Raw genomic sequence first — 14,580 nt, 5'->3', positions numbered from 1 at the left:
ACCATGAACCACACGCCTCTCGCCCTCACCGCGCTCGCTTTGAGCGCTCTCGCTCTCGCCGGCTGTTCCGCACCCGCCGGCTCCGCACCCACCTCGGAGGTCGCTGCGGCCACCGACCTCGCCTCGTGCTCCGCCGAGGACACCACCCTGAAGGTCACGTTCGGCCAGCAGGCCACGGAAGCCATGCAGATCGCGGTCGCCGCTCTCGAGAAGAAGCACCCTGGCCTGAAGGTCGATGCTCAGCCGCAGGCCACATCGAGCTACGACGACCTGACGAAGACGATCGTCGCCGACATCGCCGTGGGCAAGCGTCCGGACCTGATCATGTCCGGACTCGGACAGCTCCGTTTCTGGGTCGACGAGTACGACCCGGCACCGATCGACCCCGCAGCACTCTCCGACACCTACCAGGCCCAGTTCCTCGACGCGGGAACAGTCGACGGCACGCCGTACCTCGCCCCCGCCCAGATCTCGGCGCCGGTCCTGCTCGTCAACCAGGATCTCCTGGATGAGGCCGGTGCCGGGGACGCGACGGACATCGAGACCTATGACGACTGGATCGCCGCCGCAAAGAAGGTGACCACGAAGACCGGCGCCCCCTCAGTCACGATCGCGACCACCGGACTCGCGGACTGGTACAGCCAGGCATTCGTCCAGGGCGCCGGCGGAACCTTCATCGCCGACGACGGCACGGCTGCCTTCGGCGACGACACCGGCACGGCCGCCCTCGGCATCTGGTCCGAGCTGAAAGAACGCGGACTCGAGATGGGGATCGTGAACGATCAGGACAGCTTCGCACAGTTCGCCGGCGGCAAGGCCGCGTTCATGGTCTACACCACCTCCGTGATCGCCTCGGCCCAGAGCACCATCGGGGAGGCCTTCGATTGGGCTCCGATCGACCTGCCGACGGAGAACGGCGAACGCGGCGCCCTTCCGGCCGGCGGCAACGGCTGGATCGTGCTCAGCGACGACGGCTGCCGCGCCGCATTCGCCAACGCACTCGTCGGAGAGCTGCTGTCGACCGATGCGGTCCTCGGCGCGAGCGGAACCTCGTACAGCTACATCCCAGTCGACACCGCGGCGGCAGAGGAGCTCCTCGCCTCGGACGCGGCGACGCCCCAGCTGACGTATGCCTGGAGTTACGACGCACCGCTGTCCGCATGGGGCGGTTTCGCCGGTGAGGTCACCGCGCAGGTCAACGACGCGTTCCGCACGATGACGCAGCAGCTGCAGGCCGGCGCACCGACCGCGCAGACCGTCGACACGGCGATCAGCTCGATCGACGCTCTCGTGGAGCAGGCACGATGACCACGGTCCGCATCGAGAACCTCCGACGCTCCTTCGGCAGCGTCACCGCCCTCGACGGCATCGACCTGGAGATCGAGGATGGCGAGAACATCGCGATCCTCGGGCCATCCGGGTCGGGGAAGTCGACGCTTCTCAGAGTCGTCGCCGGTCTGGAGTCCGCAGACGAGGGAGACGTCCTCTTCGACGGCTTCTCCCAGCGCAACACACCCCCGCACCTCAGGGACGCCGCCATCGTCTTCCAGCACTTCGCGCTTTACCCGCACCTCAGCGCGCTCGAGAACATCACTCTCGGGCTGCGGCACGGCCTCGGCCTGTCTCGGGGAGAAGCCGTGCAGCGCGCACACGAGATCGCAGCGCGCATGCAGGTCGAGCACCTTCTCTCCCGCAGGCCGAAGGAGATGTCCGGCGGGCAGCGGCAGCGGATCGCCCTCGCACGGGCACTCGCTCGTCGCAGCGGTATCGTCCTTCTGGATGAGCCGCTCTCCGGACTCGACGCGCAGCTCCACGCGGTGCTCCGACTCGAGATCGCCTCGCTGCTGCGCAGCGTCGGCGCCACGGGGATCAACGTCACGCACGACCAGATGGATGCGATGGCGATGGCCGACAGGATCGCGGTGCTCAACAACGGCCGCATCGAACAGCTCGGCACGCCCGACGAGCTCTACGCGGCGCCAGCGACCCTGTTCGTCGCATCCTTCATCGGCACGCCGCCGATGAACCTCCTCGCGATCGACGGCGACGGGCGCTCCTCGTTCGACGGGGACGCCGGTCTCAGCAGGAGCGGCACGACGCTCGGGGTCAGGGCCGAGGATCTCGAGCCGGTCCCCGCCGGCACCGTCGGCGCCCTGACGATCACGGGCGTCGTCGGGCTGATCGAACCGGCCGGGCGGGATCGGGTCGTGCAGATGCTCACGGAGAACGGCGACACCGTGGCATTCCGCTGCGAGGCGCTCGACTGCCCCCGACCCGGCGAGCGCGTGACCGTGGCCATGCGCCCTGAGCGCGTGCACGTGTATGACACCGCAAGCGGACTGCACACAGGCGCTCTCCGGTCAGCAGAGCTCTTCGCGGGGGCAGTCCTGTGACACCGATGCTCTCCGGGCCGAGCACGACGGTGCTGTTCGACTGGAACGGCACCGTCGTGCTCGACACGGACCGCGCACACGATGCCCTCAACGACGTCCTGACCTGCCGCGGACTCCCGACGCTGGATACCGCTGCCTTCCGTCGAGAATTCCACTTACCGATGGCCGACATGTTCCGTCGTCTCGGTGTGGAGGACACGGCGAGCGCGGAGATCGACTGGAACACGTCGATCGCAGCTGCACCCACGCTCGCCCGCGACGGCGCGGCAGCGTTGCATCGGCTGCGGGCCGACGGAATGCGCCTCGGGGTCGTCTCCGCTGCCTCCGAAGCAGCCGTGCGGTCCGATATGGCCGCTCTCCGCCTCGGCGGTCTCTGGGATTCGGTCGACGCCCCCGCGTCGGACAAGCTCGAGGTGCTGCGCGCCCGGCGCGGCGCCGAGCGCGCCGCGTACTACGTGGGTGACACCGTCTATGACATGCGTTGTGCCGTGGCTGCGGGCTTCATCCCCCTCGCCGTCGATCGCGGCTACACCGATGCCGCAGCACTCGTCGACGCCGGCGCCCGGGCGGTGCTGTCATCGTTCGACGAACTCCCCGAGGTGATCCGCGACATCCTCACTCCGCAGCGGTGAGCTGTGTGGCAAGGCGACGCTCACCCGTCACCTTGCCGCATATATCCAAATGTCCTACAGTTAACGCCATGACGACGTCTCCCCTCGTTCCCACCGGCCGGAACGTGCCCCTGTCCGTGCAGATCGCCGCGCAGCTGCGCGAGCAGATCACCGGCGGCAGCTGGCCCGTGGGGACGAGGATCCCCGGCGAGCATGAGCTCGTCGATCTGCTGGGTGCCAGCCGGAACACGGTCCGCGAAGCGATCCGCGGGCTCGTGCACAGCGGCATGCTCGAAGCTCGTCCCGGAGACGGCACCTACGTGAGCGCCGCCTCGGAACTGGAGGTTGCACTGCAGCGACGCGCGGGAGCCGAGAACATCCGGCAGGTCTTCGAGGCGCGGGAAGCCCTCGAGCTGTACGCCGCGGGCCTCGCCGCCGAGCGTGCAGTCCCCGAGGACGTCGAGCGCATGCAGCGCGCACTGGACGCCCGCGACACGGCGTCGGACGTGGACGAGGCCATCGAACGGGACCTGGAGTTCCATCTGGAGATGTTCCACGCGAGCGGCAACCCGCTGATGGCGGATCTGTACCGCAACCTCGACCGGTTCGACGCGATGGCGGTACCCGAAGCCGCCACGCCGCTCGAAGCGCGCGAGGGTTTCATCGGCCCCTGGCTCGACGACGACCCCCATCGCGCGCTCCTCGCCGCCATCCGCGACCACGACCCGGAGGCGGCACGCGCCGCCGTCACCCGGCTGATCGCCCACGGGCGCCGCCTCCTCCTGGAGACCCGGCACTCCTGACCCGGTTCCGCCTCCATCGGTCTCCCGCCTGCACGGGAGGGACCGATGTCGACGCTGCCTCCCACACGATCCCTCAGACAAGGACCCCATGGCTCACTCCGCCACCGCCCCCGTGCCGACCTCGACGGCGACCCGCGCCGTGCGCCGAGGACTCGTGGTCACCGGCATCATGTTCATCGCGGCCAACCTCCGAGCCGGGATCACTGTCGTCGGCCCGCTGCTCGGCGAGGTGCAGCAGGATCTGGGGTTCAGCGCCGTCGAAGCCTCGGCCCTGATCGCCCTCCCGCTGCTGTGCTTCGCGGTGTTCTCGCCGCTCGTGGCTCCGATCGCCGCACGGCTGGGCATGGAGCGCACGCTCGCGTCTGCGCTCGGGGTGCTCGCCACCGGACTGGTGATCCGGTCGATCCCCGGTCTGCCCTGGCTCTGGGCCGGGACCGCGCTGCTCGGCATCGCGATCGCGACCATGAACGTGCTGCTCCCCGCCCTGCTCAAGCGCGACTTCCCCGCCGAGGTGAGCAAGCTCACCGGACTATTCTCGGCGCTGTCCGCCCTGGTGGCGGCGACCGCCTCCGCCGTCGCGGTCCCGGTCGCCGGGTTCACCGATCTGGGGTGGCGACTCGCCTTCGGCATGTGGGCCGGAGTCGCCCTCGTCGCCCTCGGTGTCTTCCTGCCCCAGATCGCGCGACGCACGCTCCCCCGCCACGACCACTCCGCCGCCCTCGACGCCCACCCCGGCGGAGGGCGGTCACCGTGGTCGAGCGCTCTCGGCTGGCAGGTCACCGTCTTCATGGGCCTCGGCTCCACGTTCTTCTACACGGTCCTGACCTGGTGGCCCTCCATCGAGGAGACCCACGGTGCGACCCCGGCCGTCGCGGGCGCACACCAGGGGATCATGCAGGTGTTCTCGATCGGCGGCAGCCTCCTCGCCGCGGCCATCCTGCCGCGGATGCGGAAGAGCCAGATCGGGGCGGTCGCGATGTTCGTGCCCCTCTCGATCGTCGCCGTGGTCGGGCAGCTCGCCCTTCCCGACCTCACGATCCTCTGGAACGCGTTCCTCGGGGTGTCGATCGGCGGCTCGATCGTCATCGCCCTGGCGATGTTCGGACTCCGCACCCGCGCACACGCCCAGGCCGCGGCCCTCTCGGGCATGGCGCAGTCCGTCGGGTACCTGCTCGCCGCCGGCGCCCCTCTCCTGTTCGGTGCGATCTCCGAGGCGACGGGTTCCTGGACGACCCCACTGCTGATCCTCGTGGGGCTGCAGGCGGTCAGTCTTGTCGTCGGCATGCTCGCGGCCCGCGATCGGTACATCTCCTGAGTCGCGGGACCGGAAGCGAAGTCGGAAGGTCCCCCGGGTGAATTCCGGGTGACGCCCGCGATTCCGGGGAGCGCCGTGGGTAGCATGACCCGAAAGCGGGGGGTCGCCGAGGAGTGGTCTCTCGTCGTCAACGGCTGAGGGCGGTCGACTCGGCCCGGAGAAAGGGAGCACATCCATGGCCGAACTGATCGTCATCTCCTTCGACACCGAGCCGCAGGCGGAAGGCGCCTACGACGAGATCCTGTCCCTCCAGAACGACCTGGTCGTCGAACTCGCCGGCCTCGCGCTCGTGAAGGTCGATGAGAAGGGCAAGACGAAGGTCGAGTACCCCGGCGCCGCCGGGAACATCGGCGTCGGCGCCGCGGGCGGAGCGCTCTTCGGCGTCCTCATCGGCCTCCTCTTCTTCGTGCCGATCGCCGGGCTGCTCTTCGGCGGCGTGTTCGGAGCGCTGTTCGCGGGGCTCGACAAATCCGGCATCGACGCCGAGTTCCGCGACCGGGTAAAGAGCACCGTCTCCGCGGGGAAGTCCGCCGTCGTCGTGTACGCGACCAAGCTCACGGAGGACAAGTTCGCGGCGGCCCTGGCCCCGTTCGACGGCACGGTCGTGCAGACGTCGCTCTCGGCCGAGGACGAGAAGGCCCTCATCCACGATCTCGGCGGCGCGCAGTAGTCGACGAAGTCGGATGCCGGACGCCGCAGCGACGTCGTTCGCCCGGCGGCGCCCGGCATCCACTTCCTCCTCCCCCACGAACGAGAAGTAAGGAACTGCCATGACCGCGGAACTGCCCGGATCGATCCTGCCCCTTCCTGACCGCGAGTATCAGGGACCGGTCGTCTTCGACGCGAAGAAGTCGGAAGCCGACTTCCCTCCCCTCGTCGCGAAGCGCCCGCCGAAGACCGCCCCGAACGTGCTCGTGATCCTCCTGGACGACGTCGGCTTCGGCGCCTCCAGCGCGTTCGGCGGGCCGATCCACACGCCCACGGCGGAACGGCTCGCGAACACCGGGTTGAAGTACACCCGGTTCCACACCACCGCGCTGTGCTCCCCCACCCGCGCGGCGCTGCTCTCCGGTCGCAACCACCACGCCGTCGGCATGGGGCACATCACCGAGACCGCGACGCCCTCCCCCGGCTACCGCTCCACGCGGCCGAACTCCGCTGTTCCGCTGCCGGAGATCCTGCGGCAGAACGGCTACAACACCGCGCAGTTCGGCAAGTGCCACGAGGTGCCCGTGTGGGAGACCGGGCCGACGGGGCCGTTCGACCACTGGCCCGCCTTCTCGGGCTTCGAGCGCTTCTACGGCTTCATCGGCGGGGAGACCAACCAGTGGACGCCGGCTCTCGTCGACGGCGTCACCGCTGTCGAGCCGCCGACGGACGAGGGCTACCACCTCATGCCCGACCTGGCGGACAAGACCATCGACTACGTCCGCCAGCAGAAGAGCCTGACCCCGGACAAGCCGTTCTTCATCTACTTCGCCCCCGGAGCGACGCACGCCCCGCACCACGTTCCGAAGGACTGGATCGCGAAGTACAAGGGCGCCTTCGACCACGGATGGGATGCGCAGCGCGAGCAGACGTTCGCCCGCCAGATCGAACTCGGCGTGATCGCGCCCGACTCGACGCTCACCGAGCGCCCGGAGGGGCTCCCCGCCTGGGACGACGTGCCGGACGAGCAGAAGCCGATCCTCGCGCACCAGATGGAGGTCTATGCGGCCTTCCTGGAGTACGCCGACTTCCACACCGGCCGGGTCATCGATGCACTCGAGGAGCAGGGCATCCTCGACGACACCCTGGTGTACTACATCATCGGCGACAACGGGGCGAGCGCGGAGGGCGGCATCAACGGCGCCTACATGCTGACGACCGCGTCCAACGGCGGCGGCCAGTTCGAGACCGTCGAGTTCTGGAACGAGCACCTCGACAAGGTCGGCGGCCCCGAGGCCTACAACCACTACTCGGTGGCCTGGGCGCATGCGATGTGCACGCCCTACCAGTGGACGAAGCAGGTGGCGTCGCACTACGGCGGCACCCGCAACGGCACGATCGTGCACTGGCCGAGCGTCATCGACGGCGCCGGCGACGTGCGGCATCAGTGGCACCACGTGATCGACATCGCCCCGACGATCCTCGACGTGGCGGGACTCGCCGAACCGCACACCGTGAACGGGGTCACCCAGATCCCCATGCACGGTGTCTCGATGGCGTACAGCTTCAACGCGCCGGACGCGGACGAGCGGCACGTCACCCAGTACTTCGAGCTCATGGGCAACCGCGGGATCTACCACAAGGGCTGGACGGCGCAGACGAAGCACCGTACACCGTGGGATGTCGTCTCGAAGGCGCCGGACTTCTCCGCCGACGTGTGGGAGCTGTACGACACCTCGGTCGACTGGACGCAGTCGAACAACCTGGCCGCGGAGCATCCCGAGAAGCTGGCGGAGATGCAGCAGATGTTCCTGATCGAGGCGGCACGGCACAACGTGTTCCCCCTCGACGACCGCGCGGCCGAACGGATGAACCCCGCGATCGCCGGGCGGCCGACCCTCGTCACGGGCGACTCGCTGCGGCTGTACCCCGGGATGATCCGACTCGGCGAGAACGTCGCGCTGAACGTGAAGAACCGCTCCTACTCGGTGACCGCGCAGATCACGGTCCCGGCGGACGGCTCGCTGGAGGGCGCACTCGTCGCGCAGGGCGGGCGCACCGGAGGCTGGTCCTTCTTCGCGGAGGACGGAAAGCTCGGATACCACTACAACTACTGCGGGCTGGTCCGCACGACGGTGATCTCCGACAACCCGATCGGCAGCGGTGAGCACCTCGTCCGCGTGGAGTTCGCCTACGACGGCGGCGGGATCGGGAAGGGCGGCGACGTCTCGCTGTTCATCGACGGCACCGCGGCGGGCACGGGGCGCGTGGAGCACACCCACCCGCTGTACTTCTCGTTCGACGAGGGCATGGACACCGGTGAGGACACCGGCATGCCCGCCTACGAGGGCTACAAGGAGTGGGGTGGCAGGTTCACCGGAACGATCTCCTGGGCGGAGGTCGCGCTCGGCACGGACGACCACAACCACCTGGTCGATCCCGAAGAGCACCTGAACGCCGCGCTGCGACACCAGTAGATCGCGACACGAAGAGGGCCCCGTCCGCACGGACGGGGCCCTCTTCGTGTGATCAGCGGTCGAGGATGGCGCGGGTGGTGACCTCGGGCCGCAGGTCGAGGCGACGCAGCAGCTGCGCGTTGAGCGCGACGACGATGGTCGACAACGACATCAGCACCGCGCCGACGGACATCGGCAGCACGAAGCCGATCGGCGCCAGCACGCCCGCCGCCAGCGGCACGGAGAGCAGGTTGTACCCGGCCGCCCACCAGAGGTTCTGTTTCATCTTCCGGTATGCGGCGCGCGACAGCTCGATCACGGAGAGCACCGAGCGCGGGTCGTCGCCGGCGAGGATGACTCCGGCGGACGCGATCGCCACATCGGTGCCCGCGCCGATGGCGAGACCCACGTCGGCCTGAGCGAGCGCAGGGGCGTCGTTGACGCCGTCGCCCACCATCGCGACCTTGCGCCCCTCATGCTGCAGCTCCTGCACCTTCGCGGCCTTGTCCTCCGGGCGCACGCCGGCGAAGACCCGGTCGATGCCGAGATCCGCGGCGACGGTCTGCGCGACCGCCTCGGCGTCGCCCGTGATCATGACCACCTGCACCCCGAGCGCATGCAGCGCATCGACAGCCTCCCGGGACTCCGGTCGCACCTCGTCCGCGAGCTTGAGCGCCCCGATCACGCGTCCGTCCTGCACGACATGGAGGATGATCGCCCCGTCCTCGCGCCACTGCTCGGCGACCGCGAGCTCATCCGCGTGCTCCTCCGACAGCAGGTGCGGACCACCGACGCGGACGGTCGTGCCCTCGACCGTGGCGGTGACGCCGACGGCCGGCGACGACGTGAAGTCGCGGCCCCCGGGCACCGTCAGTCGCTTCTCCGCGGCGGCCCGGACGATGGCCTTCGCGAGCGGATGCTCGCTGTCGGCCTCCGCCGCGGCGGCGAGCGCCAGGACCAGATCGGCGTCCTGCTCCCCCGCGACCGAGACCTCGGACACGACCGGCTCGCCCCTCGTGAGCGTTCCGGTCTTGTCGAACAGCACGGTGTCGACCGTGCGCATGCTCTCCAGCGCCAGGCGGTCCTTGACGAGGACGCCGCCACGCGCGGCACGCTCGGTCGCGATGGAGACCACGAGCGGGATGGCCAGCCCGAGGGCGTGCGGGCACGCGATCACGAGGACGGTGATCGTGCGGATGACGGCGGCGTCCGGGAACCCGACGAGCGTCCAGACGATCGCGGTGATCGCCGCGGAGCCCAGCGCGAACCAGAACAGCCAGCCCGCGGCGGTGTCCGCGAGGCGCTGCGCACGGGACGAGGAGCTCTGCGCCTCGGTCACCAGACGCTGGATGCCGGCGAGAGTGGTGTCGTCCCCGGTCGCGGTGATCTCCACGCGGAGTCCCGAGTCGGTGGCGACCGTACCGGCCGTGACCTGGTCCCCGAGGCCGCGCGCGACCGTGCGGGACTCGCCCGTGACCATCGACTCGTCCATGGACGCGCGTCCGTCGACGATGCGCCCGTCCGCCGGGATGCTGCCTCCAGGACGCACCACCACGATGTCGCCCACGGCGAGGTCGGACGGCGAGACCACGACGACCTGTCCGTCCTCCACCCGCTCGGCCTCGTCCGGCAGCAACGCAGCCAGCGAGTCGAGCGCCGAGGTGGTCTGCGCGAGTGAGCGCATCTCGATCCAGTGGCCGAGCAGCATGATCACGATGAGGAGCGCCAGCTCCCACCAGAAGTCGAGCTCGTGGTGCAGGATGCCGAGGCTCGCACCCCACGATGCCAGGAAGGCGACCGTGATGGCCAGGCCGATGAGCAGCATCATCCCGGGCCGGCGAGCGCGGATCTCGCTGACCGCACCGACCAGGAAGGGCTTCCCACCCCAGACGTACATGACGGTGCCGAGGACCGGAGACACCCACACCAGTCCGGGGATGTCGGGGAGCGGATAGCCGAGGATCATCGCGAACATGCCGGAGAGGGCGACGGTCGGGACAGCCAGGACCAGCATGATCCAGAACAGGCGCCGGAACTGGCCGACGTGGTCGCCATGACCACCATGACCGCCATGCCCCGCGTGCGCGTCGTGTCCGCCCTGCGCCTCGTGACCGGCATGCGCCCCGTGCCCGCCGTGACCGCCGTGCATGTCGTGACCGGTATGCATGTCGTGACCGGCATGCGCGTCGTGCGCCGTCGGCACGTCCGCGGCGGCGACGGGCGGCGGCGTGGTGCCGTGCGGCGCGTGGTCCGCGTGCGGGGTGTGGTCCTCGTGCGGGGTGCTCATGACTCGTCCTCCTCGGAAGATTCTCCGTGCGGGGGCGCCGGTTGGCGAGCCCCGCACGGGTGCAGCGGTCAGGCTGCGGCGGCGTACTTCGCGGGGTCGGCGTCGAACGCCGGTCCGCATCCTGCGCAGCAGAAGTAGTAGCGGGTGCCTTCGTAGTCGCGGTAGAGCCCGGCGGCCTCGGCATCCGCGATGACCACGGCGCTGCCGACCATCACCGGGCACTCCGCCATGCCACCCGCCGGCGGGGCGAGCAGATCCTTGCGGCCGTCGGCCGAGACGGCGGCGGTGCTGTTGACGCTGCAGCAGGAACCTGCGGGGGAATCGGACATGGTGCTCCTCTTTCGGATTTCAGTGGGTTCCTGCGGATGCCGGCGACACCGTGCGCTCGCGCGGTGCAGCGGTCTCCGTGGGAGAGGGATCCGCCGCCTGGCTCCGGAAGGACCGCAGGCGGAGGCTGTTGCCGACGACGAAGACGCTGGAGAACGCCATCGCCGCGCCGGCGAGCATGGGGTTGAGCAGCCCGAGGGCCGCGAGCGGGATGGCCGCGACGTTGTACGCGAACGCCCAGAACAGGTTGCCCTTGATCGTGCCGAGCGTCTTCCGGGAGAGACGGATCGCATCCGCCGCGCTCCGGAGGTCGCCCCGCACGAGCGTGATGTCGCTCGCCTCGATCGCGACGTCGGTGCCGGTCCCCATCGCGAGTCCCAGATCGGCCTGTGCGAGGGCGGCCGCGTCGTTCACACCGTCGCCGACCATCGCGACGACCTTGCCCTCGCTCTGGAGCCGGGTGATGACGTCGACCTTCTCCTTCGGGAGCACCTCGGCGATGACCTCGGTGATGCCGACCTCTGCCGCGATCTGCTCGGCGACCGCCCGGTTGTCGCCGGTGAGGAGGATGGGCGTGAGTCCCAACGCCTTGAGCTGCGTGATGGCCTGGGCGCTGCTCGGCTTCACCGTGTCCGCGACGACGAGCACGCCACGCGCCTCGCCGTCCCAGCCCACCGCGATCGCGGTCTTGCCCTGACGCTCCGCCTCGGACTTCGCCGCCGACAGCGCGGCGGGGAGGTGCTGCGACCAGTCCGCGAGCAGGGAGTCGCGCCCGACGAGCACCGCGTGCCCCTCGACGACGCCCTGCACACCCTGGCCCTCGATGTTGGCGAAGTCCTCCGGCGCCGGCAGTGCGCCGACCTCCTGCGTCGCGGCCTTGGCGATCGCCTGGGCGATGGGGTGCTCCGAGGCGTCTTCCACGGCTCCGGCGAGCCGCAGCAGGTCGGTGCGGTCCACCCCGTCCGCCGTGAACACGTCGGTCAGGGTCATCTTGCCGCTCGTGACGGTCCCGGTCTTGTCGAGCACGACCGTGTCGACCTTGCGGGTCGACTCGAGGACCTCCGGTCCCTTGATGAGGATGCCCATCTGGGCGCCGCGACCCGTGCCGACCAGCAGGGCGGTGGGGGTGGCCAGACCGAGGGCGCACGGGCAGGCGATGATCAGCACCGCGACGGCGGCGGTGAACGCCGCGGAAGCGGGGAATCCGGCACCGAGCCAGGCGCCGAGGGTGCCGAGCGCGACCGCGATGACGATGGGGACGAAGATCCCCGACACGCGATCGGCGAGGCGCTGCACCTCGGCCTTCCCGGTCTGCGCGTCCTCCACGAGTCGCGCCATCTGCGCGAGCTGCGTGTCGGAGCCGACACGGGTGGCTCGGACAACCAGTCGGCCGCCGGCGTTCACGGTCGCGCCGGTCACCGCATCACCCTCGCCGACCTCGACGGGAACGGACTCCCCGGTCAGCATCGACGCATCGACGGCCGAGGTCCCCGAGACGATGATCCCGTCCGTGGCGATCTTCTCGCCGGGGCGGACGATGAACTCATCGCCGACCTGGAGCTCCGCGGTGGGGATGCGCGTCTCGACGCCGCCGCGGATCACCGCGACCTCCTTCGCACCGAGCTCCAGCAGGGCGCGGAGCGCGGCCCCCGCCTGTCGCTTGGAGCGCTTCTCGAAGTACCGGCCGGCGAGGATGAACATGGTCACACCCGCGCCCACCTCGAGGTAGATGTTGGCCGCGCCGTCGCTCGGCGCCACCGTCAGCTCGAACGGGTGCGTCATGCCGGGAACACCGGCGGTGCCGAGGAACAGGGCGTAGAGCGACCACAGCAGCGCGGCGATGGTCCCCATCGAGATGAGGGTGTCCATGGTCGCGGTGCCGTGGCGGAGGTTCGTCCAGGCCGCCTTGTGGAACGGCCAAGCCGCCCACACGATGACGGGTCCGGCCAGCGCGAGCGAGAGCCACTGCCAGAACGTGAACTGCAGCGCCGGGATCATGGCCATCGCGATGACCGGGACGGTCAGCACGATCGAGGCGATGAGGCGGTGCTTCAGGCTCGTCAGCTCGGCGTCGGGTGCGTCGTCCGCCTCCTCCGGCCCGGCCTTCCGCTCGGGAGCGGGAAGCGCTGCGGTGTACCCGGTCTTCTCGACCTCGGCGATGAGCAGCGCCGGGTCGAACCCGACGGGCGCGGTCACCTTGGCCTTCTCCGTCGCGTAGTTCACGGTCGCGACGACCCCGTCGATCCGGTTGAGCTTCTTCTCGATCCGCATCGCGCACGATGCGCACGTCATGCCGCCGATCTCCAGCTCCACGCTGGCGGCCCCGGCCGCGGACTGCGTGTCCGTCATGATGATCTCCTCGATCCTTGCCGTCCGTGTCCGAGGACGCGGCGGGAGTGCTGCGGGGCGGGGTCAGTGCCCGCCGTGGTCGTCGTCGCCCGAATCGGTCGACGCGTGCTCTGCGGATGCCGTGGCGTCCAGCACGAACGGCGCGGTGTGGACCTTCCCGTCGACCTGGAAGTCGAGGTAGAGCAGGTATCGCCCGGCTGTCGGCGCCTGCGCGGTGAAGACCACCTCGGGACCGGCCAGGTCTCCCGCTTCGGGTTCCTCGCCATGGGCGTGCACGTGCAGGTAGGCGAGGTCTCCCTCACGCAGGGCCACGAGGTGTCCGAACGCGCCCAGATACGGCTCCAGCGTGGTGACCGGCTCTCCGCCACGAGCGACCTCGACGGTCAGCTCGCTTCCGGTGCCGGCGACCAAGTCGCCCCTGATGGTCACATCGAAGCCGTCGACCGTCGCGCGGGTCTGCGTTCCGACCGGCGGCTCCGGTGCGAACGCTCCGGCGACGTCGACCGTCCGCGAGAGCGTGGTCCCCGAACCGCCCTCCGCCGTGAAGTCCGCGTACACCCGATAGGTGCCGGCGGCATCCCAGGTCCACGGCAGCGACCAGGTGCCCGTCTTCGCGTCCAGCTCGGGGTGCACGTGCCGGTATCGGCTGCCGTCGTTGCGGACGACGATCAGGTGCAGCTGCTTGCCGTGCGCCGTCTCGTAGGCGGTGACGGGCTCACCGGCGGCGTCCCGGATCTCGAAGGACAGGTCGCCCGCGAGGCCCGGCTCCCCCGGCGCGCTGACGGCTCCGAGGATGTACCCGGATGCCGCGATGGTGACTCCGCTCACGTCTGTTCCCTCTTCTTCCCCTGGTCCTGCGTTCTGTGCCGCTTCCTCGGCGGACTTCTGCTCGTGCCCCGCCGCGCCGCGCTCCGTCCAGGACGCCACGGCGCTGTCCGGGACGAGGGCGCCGGCCGCCGCGAAGGCGACGCCGAACACCACCACGAGTCCCGCGCCGTAGAGGCCGAGACGGCCAGCGGTGTTCATCAGGCTCGTACCGCCTGGTATCCGGCCTCGTCGACGGCCGCGAGTATCGCCGCGTCGTCGACCGGCTCGGTGCTCGTCACGACGAGCCGACCGGTCTGGGCGCTGACGTCGATCGAGTCGACGCCGGGGATCTGGCCGACCTCGCCGCGGATCGCGACCTCGCAGTGGCCGCAGCTCATTCCGGTGACCTGGTACTCGCTCGTGCTCATGACGTTTCCTCTCTCCACAACCAACATACCCAGGTGGGGTACTCCTTCGGGTTAACCCTATACCCTCCAGGGGTATTCCCGTCAAACCGAGACGGCTCGAAGAAGAGCGAAAACGCCTCACCCGGCCGGGGTGATCGACGCGCGAGGGAACCCGCC

Annotated in this window: 12 protein-coding genes; 7 read left to right on the top strand and 5 right to left on the bottom strand. The window is 69.9% G+C overall.

What is annotated here, in order from left to right; genetic code table 11:
- Window positions 1–3 precede the first annotated feature (3 nt).
- The 7 genes from MME74_RS07160 (at window position 4) to MME74_RS07130 (ending at window position 8,247) form a co-directional block, all read left to right on the top strand.
- The gene (locus tag MME74_RS07160) at window positions 4–1,308 is read left to right on the top strand and encodes an extracellular solute-binding protein (protein ID WP_267418071.1); all 1,305 of its coding nucleotides are present in this window, start codon (window positions 4–6) and stop codon (window positions 1,306–1,308) included.
- Entirely contained in the window at window positions 1,305–2,393 is a 1,089-nt protein-coding gene (locus tag MME74_RS07155; protein ID WP_267418070.1) for an ABC transporter ATP-binding protein, read from the top strand. Before MME74_RS07160 ends, MME74_RS07155 begins: the two co-directional genes overlap by 4 nt.
- A 5-nt stretch (window positions 2,394–2,398) precedes the next feature.
- Window positions 2,399–3,025 carry an HAD family hydrolase gene (locus tag MME74_RS07150; RefSeq protein WP_267418069.1) on the top strand — a complete coding sequence of 209 codons (627 nt, stop codon included), beginning with the start codon at window positions 2,399–2,401 and terminating at the stop codon, window positions 3,023–3,025.
- A 68-nt stretch (window positions 3,026–3,093) separates the two neighbouring features.
- The gene (locus MME74_RS07145) at window positions 3,094–3,807 is read left to right on the top strand and encodes a FadR/GntR family transcriptional regulator (protein ID WP_267418068.1); all 714 of its coding nucleotides are present in this window, start codon (window positions 3,094–3,096) and stop codon (window positions 3,805–3,807) included.
- 88 nt (window positions 3,808–3,895) lie between these two features.
- On the top strand, window positions 3,896–5,122 hold the full coding sequence (locus tag MME74_RS07140; protein WP_267418066.1) for an MFS transporter: 1,227 nt from the start codon (window positions 3,896–3,898) through the stop codon (window positions 5,120–5,122).
- 175 nt (window positions 5,123–5,297) lie between these two features.
- On the top strand, window positions 5,298–5,792 hold the full coding sequence (locus MME74_RS07135) for a DUF1269 domain-containing protein (protein ID WP_267418065.1): 495 nt from the start codon (window positions 5,298–5,300) through the stop codon (window positions 5,790–5,792).
- Window positions 5,793–5,892: 100 nt separating this feature from the next.
- Window positions 5,893–8,247, top strand: a complete 2,355-nt coding sequence (locus tag MME74_RS07130) for an arylsulfatase (protein WP_267418064.1) — start codon at window positions 5,893–5,895, stop codon at window positions 8,245–8,247.
- Window positions 8,248–8,299: 52 nt separating this feature from the next.
- Here MME74_RS07130 and MME74_RS07125 read toward each other — a convergent pair whose 3' ends face one another.
- From MME74_RS07125 to MME74_RS07105, 5 genes are all read right to left on the bottom strand, one after another.
- Window positions 8,300–10,513, bottom strand: a complete 2,214-nt coding sequence (locus tag MME74_RS07125) for a heavy metal translocating P-type ATPase (RefSeq protein WP_416383336.1) — start codon at window positions 10,511–10,513, stop codon at window positions 8,300–8,302.
- A gap of 68 nt (window positions 10,514–10,581) precedes the next feature.
- Window positions 10,582–10,842, bottom strand: coding sequence for a YHS domain-containing protein (locus MME74_RS07120; RefSeq protein WP_267418063.1), 261 nt, complete (start codon window positions 10,840–10,842; stop codon window positions 10,582–10,584).
- Between the two features lie 19 nt (window positions 10,843–10,861).
- A complete protein-coding gene (locus MME74_RS07115; protein ID WP_267418062.1) occupies window positions 10,862–13,189 on the bottom strand; it encodes a heavy metal translocating P-type ATPase in 2,328 nt (775 codons plus the stop codon).
- 63 nt (window positions 13,190–13,252) lie between these two features.
- Complete coding sequence (locus tag MME74_RS07110; RefSeq protein ID WP_267418061.1) at window positions 13,253–14,215, bottom strand: heavy-metal-associated domain-containing protein; 963 nt, start codon at window positions 14,213–14,215, stop codon at window positions 13,253–13,255.
- Entirely contained in the window at window positions 14,215–14,424 is a 210-nt protein-coding gene (locus MME74_RS07105; protein ID WP_267418060.1) for a heavy-metal-associated domain-containing protein, read from the bottom strand. The genes MME74_RS07110 and MME74_RS07105 overlap by 1 nt, the downstream gene beginning before the upstream one ends.
- Between the last annotated feature and the right edge of the window lie 156 nt (window positions 14,425–14,580).

The sequence above is a fragment of the Microbacterium oxydans genome (assembly GCF_026559675.1).
GTDB lineage: Bacteria > Actinomycetota > Actinomycetes > Actinomycetales > Microbacteriaceae > Microbacterium > Microbacterium oxydans_D.
This window is presented reverse-complemented; position numbering and strand designations above follow the sequence as displayed.

Bases quoted from the DNA above. Each gene is read 5' to 3' on its own strand.
- MME74_RS07160 (WP_267418071.1), top strand. From the start codon at position 4: ATGAACCACACGCCTCTCGCCCTCACCGCGCTCGCTTTGAGCGCTCTC.
- MME74_RS07155 (WP_267418070.1), top strand. From the start codon at position 1,305: ATGACCACGGTCCGCATCGAGAACCTCCGACGCTCCTTCGGCAGCGTC.
- MME74_RS07150 (WP_267418069.1), top strand. From the start codon at position 2,399: ATGCTCTCCGGGCCGAGCACGACGGTGCTGTTCGACTGGAACGGCACC.
- MME74_RS07145 (WP_267418068.1), top strand. From the start codon at position 3,094: ATGACGACGTCTCCCCTCGTTCCCACCGGCCGGAACGTGCCCCTGTCC.
- MME74_RS07140 (WP_267418066.1), top strand. From the start codon at position 3,896: ATGGCTCACTCCGCCACCGCCCCCGTGCCGACCTCGACGGCGACCCGC.
- MME74_RS07135 (WP_267418065.1), top strand. From the start codon at position 5,298: ATGGCCGAACTGATCGTCATCTCCTTCGACACCGAGCCGCAGGCGGAA.
- MME74_RS07130 (WP_267418064.1), top strand. From the start codon at position 5,893: ATGACCGCGGAACTGCCCGGATCGATCCTGCCCCTTCCTGACCGCGAG.
- MME74_RS07125 (WP_416383336.1), bottom strand. From the start codon at position 10,513: ATGAGCACCCCGCACGAGGACCACACCCCGCACGCGGACCACGCGCCG.
- MME74_RS07120 (WP_267418063.1), bottom strand. From the start codon at position 10,842: ATGTCCGATTCCCCCGCAGGTTCCTGCTGCAGCGTCAACAGCACCGCC.
- MME74_RS07115 (WP_267418062.1), bottom strand. From the start codon at position 13,189: ATGACGGACACGCAGTCCGCGGCCGGGGCCGCCAGCGTGGAGCTGGAG.
- MME74_RS07110 (WP_267418061.1), bottom strand. From the start codon at position 14,215: ATGAACACCGCTGGCCGTCTCGGCCTCTACGGCGCGGGACTCGTGGTG.
- MME74_RS07105 (WP_267418060.1), bottom strand. From the start codon at position 14,424: ATGAGCACGAGCGAGTACCAGGTCACCGGAATGAGCTGCGGCCACTGC.